15 protein-coding genes are annotated in these 19,575 nt (G+C 67.4%); 10 read left to right on the plus strand and 5 right to left on the minus strand.

The window, feature by feature from the left end; genetic code table 11:
• Window positions 1-258: 258 nt before the first annotated feature.
• On the minus strand, window positions 259-1,245 hold the full coding sequence (locus tag ACIA8G_RS18635; protein WP_396419775.1) for a LacI family DNA-binding transcriptional regulator: 987 nt from the start codon (window positions 1,243-1,245) through the stop codon (window positions 259-261).
• A 98-nt stretch (window positions 1,246-1,343) separates the two neighbouring features.
• Here ACIA8G_RS18635 and ACIA8G_RS18640 point away from each other — a divergent pair, with 98 nt between their 5' ends.
• The 9 genes from ACIA8G_RS18640 (at window position 1,344) to ACIA8G_RS18680 (ending at window position 12,642) form a co-directional block, all read left to right on the plus strand.
• A complete protein-coding gene (locus tag ACIA8G_RS18640) occupies window positions 1,344-2,600 on the plus strand; it encodes an ABC transporter substrate-binding protein (RefSeq protein WP_396419776.1) in 1,257 nt (418 codons plus the stop codon).
• Window positions 2,597-3,466, plus strand: a complete 870-nt coding sequence (locus tag ACIA8G_RS18645; protein ID WP_396419777.1) for a carbohydrate ABC transporter permease — start codon at window positions 2,597-2,599, stop codon at window positions 3,464-3,466. The genes ACIA8G_RS18640 and ACIA8G_RS18645 overlap by 4 nt, the downstream gene beginning before the upstream one ends.
• Window positions 3,463-4,284 (plus strand): carbohydrate ABC transporter permease, encoded by an 822-nt coding sequence (locus tag ACIA8G_RS18650; RefSeq protein ID WP_396419779.1) that lies wholly within the window; start codon window positions 3,463-3,465, stop codon window positions 4,282-4,284. Before ACIA8G_RS18645 ends, ACIA8G_RS18650 begins: the two co-directional genes overlap by 4 nt.
• An 18-nt stretch (window positions 4,285-4,302) precedes the next feature.
• Window positions 4,303-5,433 (plus strand): cellulase family glycosylhydrolase, encoded by a 1,131-nt coding sequence (locus ACIA8G_RS18655; RefSeq protein WP_396419780.1) that lies wholly within the window; start codon window positions 4,303-4,305, stop codon window positions 5,431-5,433.
• Between the two features lie 4 nt (window positions 5,434-5,437).
• Entirely contained in the window at window positions 5,438-8,344 is a 2,907-nt protein-coding gene (locus ACIA8G_RS18660; protein ID WP_396419781.1) for an alpha-mannosidase, read from the plus strand.
• A gap of 3 nt (window positions 8,345-8,347) precedes the next feature.
• Entirely contained in the window at window positions 8,348-9,247 is a 900-nt protein-coding gene (locus ACIA8G_RS18665) for a chitinase (protein WP_396419783.1), read from the plus strand.
• 113 nt (window positions 9,248-9,360) lie between these two features.
• Complete coding sequence (locus ACIA8G_RS18670; protein WP_396419784.1) at window positions 9,361-10,860, plus strand: PKD domain-containing protein; 1,500 nt, start codon at window positions 9,361-9,363, stop codon at window positions 10,858-10,860.
• 8 nt (window positions 10,861-10,868) lie between these two features.
• Entirely contained in the window at window positions 10,869-12,311 is a 1,443-nt protein-coding gene (locus ACIA8G_RS18675) for a PKD domain-containing protein (protein ID WP_396419786.1), read from the plus strand.
• Window positions 12,312-12,465: 154 nt separating this feature from the next.
• Window positions 12,466-12,642 carry a hypothetical protein gene (locus ACIA8G_RS18680; protein ID WP_396419787.1) on the plus strand — a complete coding sequence of 59 codons (177 nt, stop codon included), beginning with the start codon at window positions 12,466-12,468 and terminating at the stop codon, window positions 12,640-12,642.
• A gap of 86 nt (window positions 12,643-12,728) precedes the next feature.
• Here the strand turns inward: ACIA8G_RS18680 and ACIA8G_RS18685 are convergent, their stop codons facing one another.
• From ACIA8G_RS18685 to ACIA8G_RS18695, 3 genes are read right to left on the minus strand one after another with little or no spacing between them, the layout of a single operon-like run.
• Window positions 12,729-13,682 carry an ABC transporter substrate-binding protein gene (locus tag ACIA8G_RS18685; RefSeq protein ID WP_396419788.1) on the minus strand — a complete coding sequence of 318 codons (954 nt, stop codon included), beginning with the start codon at window positions 13,680-13,682 and terminating at the stop codon, window positions 12,729-12,731.
• Window positions 13,683-13,694: 12 nt separating this feature from the next.
• On the minus strand, window positions 13,695-15,617 hold the full coding sequence (locus ACIA8G_RS18690; RefSeq protein ID WP_396419789.1) for an ABC transporter permease: 1,923 nt from the start codon (window positions 15,615-15,617) through the stop codon (window positions 13,695-13,697).
• Window positions 15,617-16,639 carry a glycine betaine/L-proline ABC transporter ATP-binding protein gene (locus tag ACIA8G_RS18695; RefSeq protein WP_396419790.1) on the minus strand — a complete coding sequence of 341 codons (1,023 nt, stop codon included), beginning with the start codon at window positions 16,637-16,639 and terminating at the stop codon, window positions 15,617-15,619. Before ACIA8G_RS18695 ends, ACIA8G_RS18690 begins: the two co-directional genes overlap by 1 nt.
• A gap of 212 nt (window positions 16,640-16,851) precedes the next feature.
• On the opposite strand from ACIA8G_RS18695, the gene ACIA8G_RS18700 reads away from it, so the two are divergent.
• A complete protein-coding gene (locus tag ACIA8G_RS18700) occupies window positions 16,852-17,820 on the plus strand; it encodes an ABC transporter substrate-binding protein (protein ID WP_396419791.1) in 969 nt (322 codons plus the stop codon).
• Here the strand turns inward: ACIA8G_RS18700 and ACIA8G_RS18705 are convergent.
• Entirely contained in the window at window positions 17,817-19,571 is a 1,755-nt protein-coding gene (locus ACIA8G_RS18705) for a hypothetical protein (RefSeq protein WP_396419792.1), read from the minus strand. The genes ACIA8G_RS18700 and ACIA8G_RS18705 overlap by 4 nt on opposite strands.
• Between the last annotated feature and the right edge of the window lie 4 nt (window positions 19,572-19,575).

A 19,575-nucleotide genomic window follows, 5' to 3' on the forward strand; every position in this document is an offset into this window, starting at 1 on the left:
CGCCCGAGGAGGGGTGTCAACCGGACACGCTTTTCGTCCGGTTGACACCCCTCCTCGGGTGTGGCTGCCTCCCAGTGCGACTCGTGACGGGACCCCACCGCCAACGCAAGCACCTACGCAACCGGCAGCCGCCCAACGCAACAGGCGTGCCATCAACCCGCGACCGGCGCGGAACCCCCAGATCAGATTGCCGGGGGTCTGGGGGCAGAGCCCCCAGGGGAAGCACGCAACCGGAACGGCCCAACGCAACCCGACCACCTACGAAGCCGCAACCCCAGTACTCCCCCGAACCACCAACTCAGGCAACACATCCTCAACGTCAGTAGGCGAAGCCCCCTCCAGCACCGCCAAGAGAGCCCGAGCAGCCCGCCCCCCAAACGCAAACGTATCCCGAGACAACGCGGTCAACCGCCCGTGCTGACACAACACCGAGTCATCCCAGGCCACCAAAGACAGTGATGAAGGCACAGCAACCCCCATGGAAGCAGCCACAGAAGCCCCAGCCACAGCCATAACATCGTTGTCATAAACGATCGCAGTAGGCGGCAGAGGACCCCCCAGCAACGAACGAGTAGCAGCAGCCCCAGACTCAGCCGTGTAGTCCCCAGCCACAATCACACCGTCCACAACAGACGCAAGAAACGCCGAATCCCGACGAACGGTGTGCAGCAAGGAGGACAACCCAGCCACCCGAGCAATCCGCCGATGCCCCAACGACTGCAGATACCGAACAACAGAAGTCATGGCCGCGTAGTCATCAGCCCACACAGATGCCAGCGCCCCATGATGCCCAGCCCCACCAACCACAACAGCAGGCAGCCCGAGCGAGGACATCAACTCAACCCGCGGATCAGACACCAGCAGATCCACGAGGAACACCCCGTCCACCCGGTGCTCAGCCCACCACCGCTGGTACAACGAGATCTCAGCCTCACGCGACGAAACCACCTGCAGCAACAGAGCGCAGGACATCTCAGACTGCATCCCAGCGATCAGCTGGAAGAAGAACGCCTCATCCCCCAAAGCCCGAGGCGGCCGCACCAGCACCAGCCCCACCGCGTCAGCCGAGGCGGACGACAACGCCCGAGCGGTGACCGACGGCCGGTACCCCAACGTGGAAGCCACGGCCAGCACGCGGGCGCGCGTCGACTCCGACACGCCCGAGCGCCCGTTCAACGCCAACGAGACAGCGCCCTTGGACACCCCGGCCTCAGCCGCGATGTCCTTGATCGTTGGCCTCTTCACACCCCGCCGCCTGTCCGAAAGGAGACAACAAGACCTTCGGAGGCTAGCCGGAGATAAACCGGTTTAGCTAGGGTCCGCGACCAAGGAGGTGGGTGTCAATGAAGAGGCGCACGTTCCTCGCGGGCCTGGCGGCGGTGCCCGTTGCGGGCTGCGGTCTGTCCAGCCCCACGAGCAGCAACTCGGCGGCGACCGGGCAGGTCACGGGCGAGATCACGTTCCAGACCTGGTCCCTCAAGCCCAAGTACACCGACTACGTCAGCGGTGTCATCGACGCGTTCCAGAAGCAGCACCAGGGCACCACGGTGAAGTGGGTGGACCAGCCCGCGGACGGGTACCTGGCCAAGGTCATGGCGGACGCGAGCGCGGGCAGCCTGCCCGACGTCATCAACGTGCCACCGGACCTCAGCTTCCCGCTCGCCAAGGCCGGGCAGCTGGTCAACCTCGACGAAGCCCTCAAAGAGGCCAAGCCCGAGTACCTCGCCAACGCCTGGCAGGCGTTCGAGATCCCCGGCAAGGGTGGCTGCTACGGCTTCCCCTGGTACCTCAACACCGGGCCGATCTTCTACAACAAGGCCCTGTTCAAGGACGCGGGCCTGGATCCCGAGAAGCCACCGACGACGTTCAAGGAGCTGGAGACCCAGGCACTCCGGCTCGCGCAGAGCAAGAAGATCGCCATGCTCGGCCAGACGCCGTCGATCGCCGACTTCGGGTTGTACGGCGTGAAGGTGTTCGAGAACGACAAGTTCACCTTCAACGAGCCCAAGGGCGTCGAGTTCGTCGAGAGCTACAAGCGGATGTACGACGCGGGCGCGCTGATTCCCGAGGCGCTCACGCAGAACTACACCGGTGCCGGCACGAAGTTCATGGCGCAGCAGACGGCGCTCAACCCCGGCAGCGCGTACGACCTGGACAAGTTCAAGACCGACGCGCCCAGCCTGTACGCGAACATCGGCATCACCAAGCCCATCACGAACACGGGCAGCGCCAACATGTTCCTGCACGGTATGAGCGTGCCGAAGAGCAGCAAGAACCAGGCGACGGCGCTGGCGTTCGGCCGGTTCGCCACCAACGCCGAGAACCAGGTGAAGTTCGCGAAGCTCGCGTCGATCTTCCCGTCCACCTCGAAGGGCGGGGACGACCCGTACTTCACCACGGAGGACGGCACCGACCAGGCGCGCGTGCGCGTCGCGGCGGCCAAGCAGCTGACGACGGCGGTGAACTACACACCGGTCCAGTTCAGCGACCAGATGCGCGAGGCACTTCTGCAGCAGCTCGCGGACGCGATGCTGGGCAAGAAGTCGCCGAAGCAGGCGTTGGACGACGCCGTCAACGAATGCAACAGGCTCCTTAAGTGACTCACCGCCCGTACACGCCGTGGCTGTTCCTGTTGCCAGGACTGGCCGTCTGCCTCATGTTCGTCATCTTCCCGTTCCTGAACATGATCGTGCTCGCGTTCACCGACGCGAGCGCGCTGGGCGGCGGCCAGTTCACCGGTGTGGACAACTTCGTGCGGATGGTCCAGGACCCCAAGTTCTGGCTGGCCGCGCGCAACAGCCTGCTCTACATGGTCGGCGTGGTGCCGCCCCTGGTGCTGTTGCCGCTGCTGATCGCGATGCTCGCGCAGAAGATCGTGCCGGGCATCGGGATCTTCCGCACGGCGTTCTTCACGCCGGTGATCGCGTCCACGGTCGTGGTCGGGCTCATCTGGACCTGGCTGCTGGACAGCCGCGGCCTGGTGAACAGCGTCGTCGAAGCGTTGGGCGGCGCCAGGATCGGGTTCCTGACCGACTCGACGCTGCTGCTGATCAGCTCGATGGTGGTGACGATCTGGCGCGGCCTCGGCTACTACATGGTGATCTACCTGGCCGCGCTGGCGAACGTGCCGAAGGACCTGCACGAGGCCGCCATGGTCGACGGCGCGGGACCGATCAGGAGGTTCTGGTCGGTCACCGTGCCCTCGCTGCGGCCGACGATGGTGCTCGTCGCGGCGCTGAGCGCGGTCAACGGGTTCCGCGTGTTCTCCGAGATCTACCTGCTGTCGGGCGGATCCGGCGGGCCGGGCGGGGCGAGCACCACGCTGGTGATGCTCATCCAGCTGACCGGCCGCGGCCTGACCGGTGAGGTCGGGTACGCCTCGGCGCTGAGCTTCGTGCTGTTCGTGATCCTGCTGGGCCTGCTGCTGATCACCCTCAAGCTCAACCGCAGGGAGGACCAGCTGTGAAGCTCTCCCACACGTCTCTGGCGCTGCGCTACCTCGGGCTCCTCACGATCCTCGCGATCAGCGTCGGCCCGTTCCTGTGGCAGTTCTCGACCAGCATCAAGGGACCGAACGAGGACGTCTTCGTCCCCGACTTCATCCCGAACGACCCGACGTTCGGCAACTACGCCGCCGTCGCCGACGTGGTGCCGGTCTGGACGTTCGCCCTCAACTCCCTGGGCGTGGCGAGCGTCAACGTCATCACGAACTGCGTGGGCGCGGCCATGGCCGGCTATGCGCTGGCACGGCTGAGGTTCCGCGGCCGCAAGCTCGCCGCGGTGATCTTCGCCAGCAGCATCCTGGTGCCGTTCGAGGCGATCCTGATCTCCCTGTTCCTGGTGATGCGCGGACTCGGGCTCACCAACACGCTCACCGGCGTCGTGCTGCCCGGCGCGATCGCCGCGCTCAACGTCCTGTTGCTGCGCAACGCCTTCCTCGCACTCCCCGCCGAAGTCGAGGAAGCCGCGATCATCGACGGCGCCAACGCGTGGCAGCGCTTCACCCGCCTCGCACTGCCGTCGGTGAAGGGCACGCTGGTCGTGGTGGCGCTGTTCTCGTTCATGTTCAGCTGGGACGACTTCCTCTGGCCGCTCGTGGTGCTGAGCGACCAGGAGAAGTACACGCTCACCATCGGGCTGGCGTACCTCCAGGGCACGTTCGTGCAGAACCAGCGGCTGGTGGCGGCGGGCACGATCATCGCCGTCCTCCCGCTGATCCTGCTGTTCCTGTTGCTGCAAAAGCACTTCTTCCGCGGTGTCGGAGAAGGCGCGATCAAGGGCTAAACCCCGAGGAGTTCAACCTTGCGTTTCGGCGTGAACTACACCCCGTCGACCGGCTGGTTCCACCACTGGCTCGACTTCTCCATCGACGACGTCAAAGCCGACTTCGAGTCCATCGCCGGCCTCGGCCTCGACCACGTGCGGGTGTTCCCGCTGTGGCCGGTGTTCCAGCCCAACCGCGGGCTCATCCGCCCCAGAGCGGTCCAGCAGCTCGCGCAGATGGTCGACGCCGCCCGTGAAACAGGGCTGGACGTGCAGGTCGACGTGCTGCAGGGCCACCTGTCGAGCTTCGACTTCTACCCGTCGTGGGTGCAGACCTGGCACCGCCGCAACATCTTCACCAACGCCGAGGTGATCAGCGGGCAGCGGTTCTACGTCCGCACGCTCGCCGAGGCGTTGAAGGACAAGCCGAACTTCCTCGGTTTCACCCTCGGCAACGAGGTCAACCTGCTCACCGAGTCGAACCCGTGCACACCAGAGCAGGCCGGTGAGTGGATCGACACGTTGCTCGCGGAGTGCGAGACGGCCGCACCGGGCCTGCCGCACGTGCACTCCGAGTACGACGCCGTCTGGTACGAGAGCGAGCACTCGTTCCTGCCGGAGCACGCGGCCAACAAGGGCGCGATGACGACGGTGCATTCGTGGGTCTTCAACGGCACGGCGCAGCGCTACGGACCGCTGTCCCCGGAGAGCGTTCACCACGCCGAGTACCTGGTCGAACTGTCGAAGGCGCACGCGAAGGACCCGGACCGCCAGGTGTGGCTGCAGGAAGTCGGCGCCGCACAGCCCGAGATCAGCGCCGAGCAGGCGCCCGAGTTCGCCGAGCAAACGCTTGCGAACGTGTTGACCTGTGCAAATCTGTGGGGCGTCACGTGGTGGTGCTCGCACGACGTCGACCGTGCGCTGGTGGACTTCCCCGAACGCGAGTACGAGTTGGGGCTGTTGACGACGGAACGCAAGGTCAAGCCGCTGGGCGAGGCGATCGCCCGGATCGTGCGCGAGGCAGGACGCGACGCGGCGCCCGCGCCGGTCGAGCGCACGCCGATCAAGCTGCACGGCGACCGGCCCTCGTGGGGTCCCGGTGGTGCTTTCTTCGAAGAGTGGATGAGCCTCGCGCGCAACGGCGTCCGGGCCTCGATCGAGCTGGGGTGATCACGTGCACGACGAACGCGAGCTGCTGGAAGAACGACTCAACCGCACGCTGAAGGAACGCATCCGCCCGGCGATCTACGGCGAGACCGCGCCGCTGGAGCTGGCCGTGTGGACCGTGCCGGACGAGCCGGTCCCGGTCGCGGAAGCCCTCCAGGCCTCCTACGAACCGGCTCAGGTCGGCGACGCCTGGGGCGCGCCGTGGAGCACGAGCTGGTTCCGGCTGACCGGCTCGGTGCCCGAGGCGTGGCAGGGCAGGCAGGTCGAGGTGGTGCTGGACCTCGGCTTCACCCACCCCGGCCCCGGCTTCCAGTCCGAGGGTCTCGCCTACAACGCGGCCGGCGAGCCCATCAAGGGCATCGAGCCCCGCAACACCTACCTGCCGGTCGAGGGAGGCGACGTCCTCTACTACCTGGAGGCCGCCGGCAACCCGACGATCCTCGACTTCCACCCGTTCCTGCCGACCACCTTGGGCGACAAGGAAACCGCGGGCTCCGAGCCGTTGTACAAGATCCTCAAGGCCGAGCTCGCGGTGTTCCAGCCGCAGGTGTGGCACCTGATGCTCGACATCGAGGTGCTGCAGTCGCTCATGACGGAGCTGCAGCCGCACGACCCGCGCCGGCACAAGATCCTGCACGCGCTGGACCGGGCGATGGACGCGCTGGACCTGAACGAGGTCGCCGCCACCGCCGACCTCGCCCGCGCCGAGCTGGAGCACGTGCTGTCGTTGCCCGCCACCGCCTCCGCGCACAAGGTCTCCGCGATCGGCCACGCGCACATCGACAGCGCCTGGTTGTGGCCGCTGCGGGAGACGGTCCGCAAGTGCGCCAGGACGTTCTCGAACGTCACCAAGCTGATGGACGAGTACCCGGACTTCTACTTCGCGTGCTCGCAGGCGCAGCAGTACGCGTGGATGAAGGACCACCACCCGCACGTGTGGGACCGGGTCCGCGAGAAGGTCCGGAGTGGACAGTTCGTCCCGGTCGGCGGCATGTGGGTCGAGTCGGACACGAACATGCCCGGCGGCGAGGCGATGGCCCGCCAGCTGGTGCACGGCAAGCGCTTCTTCCTGGACAACTTCGGTGTGGAGACCGAGGAGGTCTGGCTGCCGGACTCGTTCGGCTACAGCGCCGCGCTCCCCCAGCTGATCAAGCTGTCCGGCTCGCGCTGGTTCCTCACCCAGAAGCTGTCGTGGAACCAGATCAACAAGTTCCCGCACCACACGTTCTGGTGGGAGGGCATCGACGGCACGCGGGTCTTCACGCACTTCCCCCCGGTCGACACCTACAACTCGACGCTGTCCGGCGAAGAGCTCGCACGGGCGTCACGCCAGTTCGCCGAGCACGCCAAGGCATCGCGGTCCCTGGTGCCGTTCGGCTACGGCGACGGCGGTGGCGGCCCCACCCGCGAGATGATGGAGACCGCCCACCGGGTCGCCGACCTCGAAGGCTCCCCCACCGTCCGCGTCGAACCGCCGCGCGACTTCTTCCAAGCCGCACAGGACGAGTACCCGGACGCGCCGGTGTGGGCGGGTGAGCTGTACCTGGAGAAGCACCGCGCCACCTACACCACCCAGGCCAAGACCAAGCAGGGCAACCGGCGCAGCGAGCACCTGCTGCGCGAGGCCGAGCACTGGGCCACCGCAGCCGCGCTCGAAGGCCACGCGTACCCCTACGAAGAGCTGGACCGGCTGTGGAAGACCGTGCTGCTGCACCAGTTCCACGACATCCTGCCGGGCAGCTCGATCGCCTGGGTGCACCGCGAGGCCGAGGCGACCTACGCGCGCGTGGCCGCCGAGCTGAAGACCCTGACGGCCCAGGCCATCGACGCGATCAAGGGCGAGGGCGACGACGAGCTGACGTTCGACGTGCTCGGCGGCGACACCCCTCGGGCGTTCGTGCGTCCGGTCGACGGCGTGCTCGACAACGGCCGGCTCCGCGTCACGATCGACGCCGACGGCATCGTGCTGTCCGTGCTGGACCTGGAGTCCGATCGGGAAGTCCTGCCGCCGCACGGGTTCGCCGGCATGCCGCAGCTGCACCGCGACAACCCGAACCAGTGGGACGCCTGGGACATCGACCCGTTCTACCGCAACTGGAAGGCCGACCTGATCCCGTCCGAACGGGTCGACGGCGCCGACGGCGTGGTGGTGCGGGCCAAGTTCGGCAACTCGGTGCTCACCCAGACGATCCGGCTGCGGGAAGGCGCCAAGCAGCTCGACTTCGACACCGAGGTCGACTGGCAGGAGCGGGAGAAGCTGCTCAAGATCGCGTTCCCGCTGGACCTGCGCGCCGAGGTGTCCACCGCCGAGACCCAGTTCGGCCACCTGCACCGCCCGGTGCACACCAACACCTCGTGGGAGGCCGCGAAGTTCGAGATCTGCGCCCACCGCTTCCTGCACGTCGGCGAGCCCGGCTACGGCGTCGCGGTGGTCAACGACTCGACCTACGGCCACGAGGTCACCCGCACCACCCGTGAGGACGGCGGAACCACCACGACCGTGCGCCTGTCCCTGCTGCGCGCACCCCGGTTCCCCGATCCCGAGACCGACCAGGGCGAACACCGCTTCCGCTACGCGCTCGTGATCGGTGGCGTGCCGGAAGCGATCGACGCCGGGTACCGCATCAACCTGCCGCCGCAGGCCGTCCGCGGGTCCGTGACGCCACAACCGCTGGTGTCGACGGACAACCCCGCGGTCAGGGTCGAGGCCGTCAAGCTGGCCGACGACCGGTCGGGCGACGTCGTCGTCCGGCTCTACGAGGCGCACGGCGGTCGTGCCCGCGCCTCACTCAGCACTTCCTTCCCGTACCAGGGCATCCAGGAGACCGACCTGCTCGAACGGCCACTGGGTGACGCGTCGGCAGAGGTGGTGCTGCGCCCGTTCCAAGTGATCACCCTGCGCATCACGAGGTAACCCATGAAGAAGCTGTTCCTGGCCCTGCTGCTGGTGGTGCTCGCCGCACCACCGGCATCCGCGGCCACCCAGAAGCGAACCGTCGTCTACTACCAGACCCAGTACAGCAACGGCTCGACCGGGACGTACGTCTCGCCGAAGCCGCTGATCGACCGCAACACCGGCGTCACGGACGTCCTCGTCGCCGCGATCCACCTCAACGAGAACAAGATCGTCCACCTCAACGACCACCCGCCGGCGCACTCGCGGTACACGCAGATGTGGAAGGACCTCGCCGCGATGCAGGCCCGCGGCGTCAACGTGATCGGCATGGTCGGCGGTGCCGCGCCGGGCTCGTTCACGAGGCTGGACACCCGCTTCAACGAGTACTACCCGTTGCTGCGAGATCTGATCCGCACGTACAAGCTCAACGGTGTAGACCTCGACGTCGAGGAGCGCATGTCGATCACCGGCATCCGGCGGGTGATCGACCAGCTGAAGGTCGACTTCGGCTCCTCGTTCATCGTCACGTTGTCGCCGGTCGCCAGTGCGTTGTGGGGCGGCGGCAACCTGTCCGGCTTCAACTACGAGGAGCTGTACCGCAGCCACGGCTCGAAGATCGCGTGGTTCAACGGCCAGTTCTACAACGGCTGGGGCAACGCGGGCAGCACCGCCCACTACGACCAGATCATCAACCGGCGGGTGATCCCGGCGAACAAGGTCGTGCTCGGCACGCTCACCAACTCGGCCAACGGCGGGTCGGGCTACGTGTCCATCTCCACGTTGCGCACGACCGTGCGGTCACTCGTCACGAAGTACTCGAACTTCGGTGGCGTGGCCGGGTGGGAGTACTTCAACTCGCTGCCGGGCGGTACGGCGGCGCCGTGGCAGTGGAGCACGGAAGTGACGGCCATGCAGAAGTAGGCCGAACGGCGCAATTCGGGGCGGGGTGGCAACCGGCACCCCGCCCTTCACGTGAGCAGGCGGGGTGCCTCCGTCAAGTGAGGCGGGGGCAAGGTCAGAGGGGGAGCTCGCCTATGCCTGCACTGCGATCACGCATGCTCACAGTCGCCGCCGTGGTGGCGCTGGGAGTGCTGATGCCGGGAGTCGCGCACGCCGCGCCACCGGTCAACGACGACTTCGACACCGCAACCGAGATCACCGCACTGCCGTTCACCGTGCAGCAGGACCTCACCGACGCCAAGAGAGCCGTGGACGACCCCGGCACCTGCGAGGGTTACGCCGCCCACAACTCGGTGTGGTTCCGCTACATCGCGACCGAGGACGGCTTCGTCCGGCTCACCACGACCGGTGACGACCGCGAGTTCAAGACCACCGCGTTCACCGGCGATCGTGGTGCCCTGCGGTACGTCCAGGACGCGTGCGGCAGCCGCACCGGCGACCTGATGACGGTCCGCGCGACCGCGGGTCAGGCGTACCACTTCATGGTCAACACCGCGGAGGACGACACCGGCGGCACGGTGAACCTGTCCGTGCAGCGGGTGGCACCGCTGGCCAACGACAACTTCGCCGACGCACAGCCGGTTCCGTCGTTGCCGTTCAGCGCTCCGCACCCGGACTTCACCCTCGCCACCTACGAGCCGGACGAGCCGGTGGCGTCAGCGTGCCATGCCAACGAAACCGATCCCTCCGTCTGGTTCAGCTACACGCCGGCGCAGACCCAGTCGGTCGTCGGCCTGGTGAGGGCGAGCGATGGCCCGACTTTGGCCGTCTACGAAGGCACCGCGCTGCACGACCTGAGGTCGGTCGGATGTGCCAGGGCAAAGTCCTACGGCGGCACCGCGTTCAGGTTGAACGCCGGCACGAAGTACTACCTGCAGCTGCGGGGTGAGCTGCGATACACCTATCCGTCCACTTTGGAGCTTTCAGAGGCACTCCCGCTGGAGACGCGGGTCGGCACCGGCACTTCCGACGAGCGGTCGGTCTACGAGACGGTCTCGTTCCACCTCGAGCACCGCAACGGCTATGACGCCCCGGTCACGACCGAGTGGGACTTCGGCGACGGCACGACCGCGCCGCCGAGCACCGCGACGAGCGGATCGCACCGCTACAACGCCGACGGCGACTACACCGTGACGGTTCGCTCGACGTCGGCAGACGGCCGCACCTCGACCGACACCACCACCGTGAAGGTCAAGACGCAGGACGTCGGAATCGCCAAGTTCACGGTCCCGGCCTCGGCGCGGGCCGGGCAGCAGAAGCCGGTTTCGGTGAAGGTGTCGAACACGCGCTACCTGGAAGCGGGCACGACGGTCACGCTCTACAAGCACGACGGCCAGTGGTGGCAGGAGGTCGGCAAGCTGAAGCTGGACGTCCCGGCGCACCCGACCAGGACGGTGAACTTCCCGTTCGCCTACACCTTCACGCCGCAGGACGCGGCCATCGGCAAGGTGACCTTCCGAGCCGTCGTCGAGCTGCCGTACCCGGTGGAGGACGCGCGGCCGATGGACAACGAGGTGATCGCGGTCGCGACGACCGTCCGTCCGGCCGCCGCCCAGACCGCACTCGCGCACTAGGGGGAACCATGTCCACACGCTTGCGCATTTCCGCCCTGGTGGCGGCGATGGTCGCGGTCCTGCTGCCCGGTGTGGCCCACGCGGCCACCGCCGGCGACGACTTCGACAGCGCCATCGAGATCACCGCGCTGCCGTTGACCACCACGATCGACACCACCGGTGCCACCGAGGCCGCCGACGACCCGCAGTCCTGCTTCCGGCAGGGCGAGAACACCGTGTGGCTGAAGTACACGGCACCCGCCGACGGTCTGCTGAGGGTGAGCGCGCGCAGTGGCCGATGGGGTCCGTTCCTCGCTGGCTACACCGGACAGCGGGGCGCGCTCACCGAGGAGCCCGGCACCTGCACCGAGTACGGCGGCTACAACAAGACCGTCCACGCCAAGGCGGGCGTCACGTACCGGTTCTTGCTGGTGGACCACTATCCCGGCTGGGGCGGCCCGGTCGAGTTCAGGCTCGACAACGCCGCGCCAGAGACCAACGACAGCCGGGCAGCTGCCACGGTGACCGGCCTGCCTGCCGAGCACCAGGGCGATCTGTCCCTCGCGACGGCCGAGCCAGGCGAGGTGCCGCCCAGCTGCGACACCGCGGCGACCAGGTCGGTCTGGTACCGCTACACCCCGGCGCACGCCCGTTTCGTCAACGTCACGACGGAACGTGCCGCGATGAGCGTCCACCGCGCGAGCGATCTGTCCGAAGTGGACTGCGTTCGTTCCGGCGGCGGCTACCAGGGCGCGGTGTTCAGTGCGGCCGCGGGCGAGACCTACCTGATCAGGGTGGCCGACGTACCCGAGGAGTCCAGGTACTTCTGGGTCAAGCTCGGCACCGCGGCCGCCATCAGCCCGCGGACCTCGGCGTCACCCGCCCCCGCGTCGGTCTATCGGGACGTCAGCTTCAACACCTGGGCCGGCGACCCGATCGGACGGCCGCTCGTCAGCGGGACGGTCGACCTCGGTGACGGCACCACGTATCCGGCCGCCACCGAACGGTTCCAGCACCGGTACGCCAAGGACGGTGAGTACCGGATCACGACCACCGGCGCGACCGCCGACGGCCGCAGCGGGTCGACCGTGACCACGCTGAAGGTGGAGACGCACGACGTGACGCTGGCCGGGCTCTCGGCGCCCGCGACGGCGCGGGCGGGCCAGACCAAGCAGCTCAAGGTGTCGGTCGCCAACGCCCGTTACGACGAGAACGTCAAGGTCACGCTCTACCGGGCGGGGCCGGACGGGTACGAGCAGGAGGTCGGCCATCTCACGCAGCGGGTGCCGGTCGGGCGGACCGACTTCCCGTTCGCCTACACCTACTCGGCCGAGGACGCCGCGACGGGCAAGGCGACGTTCCGCGCGGTCGCGGTGGTGACGGACTGGGATCGCACGGACGCGAACCCTGACGACAACCAGGCCCGTGCGGCGACCACCGTGCGGCCGGCCTCTGCGAGCGGCGCGTCGTGACCCCTCAGGCGGGGCGGAGGGACCTTCCGACCTCGGACTCAGCCGCTGAGTAAGGGGTCTCACGGCCCAGCCTTACGTGATCGTCCGATGTAAGGGGCCACCCCTCAGTAGCAATCTCACTCTCGTCAGCAAAGCGAACTGAGGAGTGAGTCAGATGGAGTGGACGCCCGAGGCGATCAAGGCGGAGATGGACTACCGGCAGGCAGCCCTGCGGGAGGACGCCCGTCGTGTCCGGGAGTACTACCGCAACGGCGGACGGCCCCGCTCGTGGTGGCACCGCGTGACACACAGGCACGAGCCTGAGGTCCCCAACGGACAACAGGCCGCGTAATGCCGGGGGTACTGGCGTCTGCAAGTACTACCAACTCGGGGGTTGGTAGTACTTGCAGACGCCTTTCGCTGTTGCCTTAGATCAAGCTAGGCCTTGGGCAGCCAGGCCTTGACCTTGTCGGCGTTGGCCTCGGCCCACTTCTTGGCCGCGTCCTCGGGCTTCATCTTGTCCTCGGCGATGTACTTCGCGACCGTGTTCTGGTCCTCGTTGGTCCACTTGAAGTTCTTGACCAGCTGAGCCGCGGGGCCGTTGGTGTCCGCGAACTTCTTCGCCACGATCTTGTCGAGGTCGTAGTCCGGGTAGTCGCAGGCGACCTTCTCGGCGTCGGCGTCACAGCCCGTCTTGTACTCGGGCAGCTTCACCTTCTCGAGCTTGAGCTCGTTCAGCAGCCACTGCGGCGAGTAGAAGTAGCCGATGACCCACTTCTTTTCCTTCTCCGCCTGGCGGAACGCCTGGATGAGCGCGGTCTCGCTGCCGCCGTAGACGACCTTGTAGTTGAGGTTCAGGTTCTTCACCAGAGCCTCGTCGTTGGTCACGAACGACGGGTCGCCGTCGAGCAGCTGGCCCTTGTCACCAGACTCGGACGTCTTGAACTGGTCGGCGTACTTGTTGAGGTTGTTCCAGTCGAGGATGTCCGGGTGCTCCTTGGCGAGCCACGGCGGCACGTACCAGCCGATCTGACCCTTCACGCCCGTGGAACCCGCGCTGATGGCGGTCTTCTGCTCGTCGATGTACTTCTTGCGCAGGTCGTCGTGGCCCCAGTTCTCGACCACCGCGTCGACCTCACCGGTGCCGAAGCCCTGCCAGGCCACCTCTTCCTTGAGCTCCTTCTTGGTGACCTTGCACTTGAGCTCCTTCTCGGCCACGTACGCGAGTACCGCCGCGTTCGCCTCGTAGCCGACCCACGGGTTGATCGCGAGGTTGAACGTGCCGCAGTCACCGGCCGCACCCGAGGAGGTGTCACCGACCTTGGCGCCACCGCAACCAGCCAGCGCGAGTGCTCCGACGAGCACCGCTCCCAGCACGCTGTGCCTTGCCACTTTCCAGACCTCCTAGTTGGTCCACCGCTTGGCGGCCGCCTGAGTGAGGCGGTCGAGCATCACGCCCAGCACGACGATCGCGACACCGGCCGCGAGCCCCTTGCCGTACAACTGGCCCTGCGAGAACCCGGCCACCACGTCGTAACCGAGCGCGCCGGCGCCGACGAGACCGCCGACGACGACCATCGAGAGCACGTAGATCAGTCCCTGGTTGGCGGCGAGCGTCAACGCACCGCGCGCCATGGGCAACTGCACCTTCACGATCGTCTGCCACGAGCTGGAACCCAGCGCCGTGGACGCCTCGACGGTCGCGGGCGAGACCGCGCGCACCCCGTCGGCAATGATCTTGATGGCGACCGGGGCCGCGAACACGACGGCCGCGATGATCGCGGTGAAGCGGGTCGCGGCGAACAGGGCCAGGAACGGCACCAGGTACACGAACGCGGGCATCACCTGGGCGGCGTCGAGGATCGGCCGGATGAACCGGTCCGCCCGGCTGCTGCGGCCCATCCAGACACCGACGACGATGCCCAGGATCATCACCAGGATCGTGGCGACCAGCGTGGACGCCAGCGTGATCATCGAGTCCTGCCACAGGCCGGTCGCGACCAGAAGTCCCAAGCACACCGCGGAGACCAGCGCGCTCCTGACGCCGCCGATCATGAACGACAGCGCGACGATCACCAGTGCCACCAGGAACCACGGCGACTCGGCGAGCAGCGCCTGCAGCGGGTTGATCAGCGCCCACGTGACGAAGTCCTTGAACCCGCCGGTGACCGCCGGCAGCGTGTCCTGCACCCAGTCCGTCACGGCCGTCGCGCCCTGCCTGATCGAGCTGCCGACCTCCACCTCGGACGGGAACTCCGCCGCCCACAGGTAGGTGTAGGAGAAGTAGACCGCGGCACCCGTGACGCCGAGGCCGCTGAACAACGCCCAGCGCGGCAGCGTTCGGCGTTCGGTCGCGGCGGTGGTCACGCGGTCCAGCACGATCGCCAGCACCACGATCGCGAGGCCCGCGTTGAACGCCGTGCCGACGTCCAGCGTCTGCAACGCCTTCACGACCGTCTTGCCCAGGCCGGGCGCGTCGATCAGCGCGGCGATCGTGACCATGGCCAGCGCGGCCATGATCGTCTGGTTGATGCCGAGCACGATGGTCTTGCGCGACGACGGCAGCAGCACCTTCACCAGCGTCTGCTTCGGCGTCGCGCCAAGGGATTCACTCGCCTCGACGGTGTTGCGCGGCACCGACCGGATGGCGTGCGCGGTGATCCGGATCGCGGGCGGCGCGGCGTAGATCAGCGTCGCGATCGTCGCCGAGGCCGGGCCGATCAGGAAGAACAACGTCAACGGCGCCAGGTAGACGAACGTCGGCATGGTCTGCATGAAGTCGAGCACAGGCGTGATGACTCGGCTCGCCCGGTCCGACAACCCGGCCCAGATCCCCAGCGGAATCCCGAAGAGCAACGAGATCACGACCGCGGCCAGCGTCAGCGAGAGCGTGTCCATGCTCTCCTGCCACAGGCCCTGCAGGCCAAGGAACACGAACCCGGCGACGGCCAGCAGCGCGACCCGCCAGCCGGCGACCGCGAGGCTGACGAAGCCCGCGATCGCGACCACGCCGAGCCAGCCGATCACCGGCACCGGCCGGCCGAACGAGGGTTGCGCGATGAGAGCCTGGATGAACGTCACGAACTCGTCGATGACGAGCCGGATCTCGTTGAAGAAGTAGAGGAACACCGGGTTGGAGTTCCTGGACGCGCCGACCGCGTCGTTGACGGAGTTGATCCACCGGTGCAGCGGCGTCAGCGCGGAAGCGTCCAGCGGGAGCGTCCCGACGTTGCGGAACAGCAGCCAGAGCACCAGCCAGGCCAGCACTATCCCGCCGATGATCAGGGGTTTGCGAGGCAGTTGCCGCGGCGCGGAAACGGCGACCATCACGCCTCCCCGGCGACGACCCCGAGGATCTCCTCGTCCGCCACGACACCGAGCAGTTCGCCGTTCTGCACGACCTTCACCGGCTTGTCGGCGCTGAGCACGCTGCGGACCGCCTCGCGCACCACGGTTTCCGGGCCGAGCTCGGGCCCGTCCAGCTCGTCGTCCGCGCGCGGCTCGCGCATGATCCACTTCAGCGTCAGCACGTGCGAGCGCGGCACGTCCTTGACGAAGTCGCGCACGTAGTCGTCCGCGGGCGCGCCCACCAGGTCCGCACCGGCGCCGACCTGCACGACCTGACCGTCGCGCATGATCAGGATGCGGTCGCCGAGCTTGAGCGCCTCGCTCAGGTCGTGGGTGATGAAGACCATCGTCTTGCCGACCTCGCGGTGCAGCCGGATGACCTCGGACTGCATGTCGCGGCGGATCAGCGGGTCGAGCGCGGAGAAAGGTTCGTCGAAGAACAGAACATCGGGGTCGCCGGCGAGTGCGCGCGCAAGTCCGACGCGCTGCTGCATACCGCCGGAGAGTTGGTCCGGATAGGACTTCTCGTTACCGGTGAGACCGACGAGGTCGATCACTTCCTGTGACCGCTCCGCGCGTTTCGCCCGCGGTACCCCGCGGATTTCCAGTCCGTAACCGACGTTGTCGAACACGGTGCGGTGCGGCAGCAGACCGAAGTGCTGGAACACCATGGAGAACTTGTTTCTCCGCAGGTCACGCAGACGCTTCGGATCGGCTTCGAGAATGTTCTCGCCCTCGAACATGATGGTGCCCGCGGTCGGTTCGACGAGCCTCGTGAGGCAACGGACCAGAGTGGACTTGCCCGAGCCGGACAGTCCCATGACCACGAACATCTCACCCGGAGCGACGTCGAAGTCCACTCCGCGCACGGCGGCGACGGCACCGGTGCGGTCCATCAGCTCCTGCCGCGACAACGATTTCAGCTCGTCCGAGGCCACCAGTTGAGACGCGTTGGGGCCGAACACCTTCCACAGGTCCCTGACCGAAATCACGGGATCCACGCCAAACCACTCCGACCTGTTGCGGACTGCGCACACCGTTTCTCGATGCGCGACAGCATTGACCTTCGCACGGATGCGGTCAAGGGCTGCTACAAATCCGATCCTTTGTGGACAACCAATCATCCCATGACTTGACGCCCGTAGATCGAACGGGAAAAGCTGAACTGACCGGTCTCCTGCACCGCGTGTTCCCTCTCGACGAGGAGCTGTTCGTGCAAGCCCCCAGAATCGCTCTGGCATTGACGTTCGTGTTGACAATTGCCGGTTGCGGCAGTGGATCGACGGCGTCGTCACCACGCTCCAGCTCGGCCGCCCCTGCAGAGCCCTGCGACTCGATCACCATCGCGGTCAACCCGTGGGTCGGCTACGAGGCGAACGCGGCTGTCATCGCGTACCTCGCCGAACACCGGCTGGGCTGCAAGGTCACGAAGAAGGAAGTCGACGAGCAGACGGCCTGGCAGGGCCTCGACTCCGGCGAGATCGACGTGATCCTGGAGAACTGGGGTCACGAGGACCTGAAGCAGAAGTACATCGAGGAGAAGCGCACCGCCGTGCGCGTCGGCCCGTCCGGCAACAAGGGCGTGATCGGCTGGTACGTGCCGCCGTGGATGAAGAAAGAGTTCCCGGACATCACGAACTGGCAGAACCTCAACAAGTACGCGGACAAGTTCAAGACCGCGCAGTCCGACGGCAAGGGCCAGGTGCTCGACGGCGACCCGTCGTACGTGACGAACGACGAGGCGCTGGTGAAGAACCTGGGCCTCAACTACAAGGTCGTCTACGCGGGCAGCGAGCAGACGCTGATCAAGGCGTTCCGCCAGGCCGAGGAGAAGAAGACGCCGTTGATCGGCTACTTCTTCGAGCCGCAGTGGCTGCACCTCGACATCGAACTGGTCAAGGTCGAACTGCCCGAGTACACGGCGGGCTGCGACGCGGACGCGGCCAAGGTCGCCTGTGACTACCCGCGCTACGAGCTCGACAAGATCGCCTCCAAGAAGTTCATGGACAAGGGCGGCCCCGCTGCCAGGCTCGTGAAGAACTTCCAGTGGAGCAACGACGAGCAGGACACGGTCGCGTCGTTCATCGCGAAGTACAAGATGTCGCCGAACGAGGCGGCGAAGCGGTGGGTCGAGGCGAACCCCGACCGCGTCGACGACTGGCTGACCAAGGCCAAGCCCTAGTGCCGTGACCACCACTTCTCGTCGGGGCCGGAGATGTCCTCGACGCTGAGCCTGCGGACGGACCCGGCTCGCCTGAGCCGGGCCTCCAGCTGGTCCTTGCGCTGCGCGAGCCGGCGGTAGATCTCCACCGCGCCGGTCTCCCGCTCGTTGCGTTGCCGCTCCACGGTTCGCCAGTTGCCGAGGAACTCCAGCGTCAGGTCCGCGACGGCCTGCCCGGCATGTGCCGCGAGGGTGTCGGCGGGGGTCGCGAACCGCCCGGCGTGAAACGCCAGGTTCCTGGTGACGTAGAGCCATTCCAGCACCGCCGCGGCGGTGTCCTCCTGCTCGTTCAGCCACTCCGCGAGGGCCGCCGAGTCCGCGAGCCGGTGCCGCCACAGGGCCACCAGGTCCTGCACCAGGCCGCCTTCGCTCTCGGCCAGCGCGGTGACCGCCTCCTGGGCGGCGTGGAGCTGTTCCCTCGGGCGGTTGTGCCTGATCAGCACCTCCAGCCACGCGTCCACCGACTTCAGGTGGTGCTTCACGCCGGTCGTCGGCACGTGCCGGTCCAACGGCCCCCGAAGGTCCTCGTCGTGAGTGGTGACCACGACGTGCAGGCTGATCAGGTGCTGCCGCAACATCTGCAGCGCGCACGCCTTGGCCAGCCACGCGATCTTGCTCGGGTCCAGCCCGGTCGCCTCCAGCGCGCTCCACGCCAGCCCGGCGCTGGCCATCGGCGCGTCGACCTGCCTGGCCAGGTTCGCCACCCGCATCGCCGACCGGAGCTCGGCCGGCCAGTACGCGGTGAGCGGATACGCGTTGGTGACCGTGCGCCGATGCTCACTGCCCCGCGTGACCCGCCCGGTGGGGCCGCTGACCTGCCACAACGGCGTGATGTGCAGCTCGGTGAGCCGCTCCCCCGCCGCGTACTGGTCGAGCACCTCGCTCAACGCCCGCCTGCCGAGCAGCGCCGCCGTGTGCGCGTCGGCCGCGTTGACCGGCAGCCGCACCAGCACCGACGACCCGTCGACCGCGTCCTTGAGGAAGTCGTCCTTCGGCAACCGGTTGCGGTGCAACGGCTCCTGCCGCGCCTGCGGAAGCAGCTCGTCGAGGTGCCGCAACACCCGCGCACCGCGGACGACCAGCGCGACCACGTGCCGTTGCTCCTGGGGCCACAGCACCTCTTCGAGGCCCTCGCCGGTGCGTTTCTTGAGCCACCGCAGCAGGTCAGCACGCAGTTGCCTGCCATCCCGGCCGTGCACCGCCACCACGACCGCGACCTCGGCGATCATTCTGGCGCGCAACGGAAGTTCGACACCGTTCCACAGTGGAGTGATCCACTGCTTGACGGCCGTCTGCAGTGCCTGAGGGTCGAGCTTCGCGGCGGCCGCGGCCGTGACCTGCGGGTCGAGCTTCTGCCCGTCGGCCGCGATGGCCGCGTCGACGGTCATCAGGACCTGACGTGCCTCAGCCAGCTCGGTCGCACCGCCGTGGGCGTAGGCGGGTTCGGCGGCGTCCATGCACGCGAGCGAGGTGGCGATGATGCGGCGCAAGAGGTTCCAGCGCGGCTGGTCCTCGGTGGCGTGGCTGTCGAGCGCGGTCTGCACACGGGTGACGGCGAGGAACGCGCTGTTGAGGCCGGCAACGTGCTCACCGAGGTGCGCGTCGGGGTCAAGTGCACGCAGCACGCCCTGCAGCAGCGCGCGTTGCCCGCGATCGAGCCCGGCGTCGTCGAACGCCTGCCGCAGCCGGGCATCGAGGTACTGGTAGCGCACGTGA

Origin of the sequence: Lentzea sp. NPDC051213, from assembly GCF_044455585.1 — a bacterium.
In the GTDB taxonomy this organism is placed as follows: Bacteria; Actinomycetota; Actinomycetes; order Mycobacteriales; family Pseudonocardiaceae; genus Lentzea.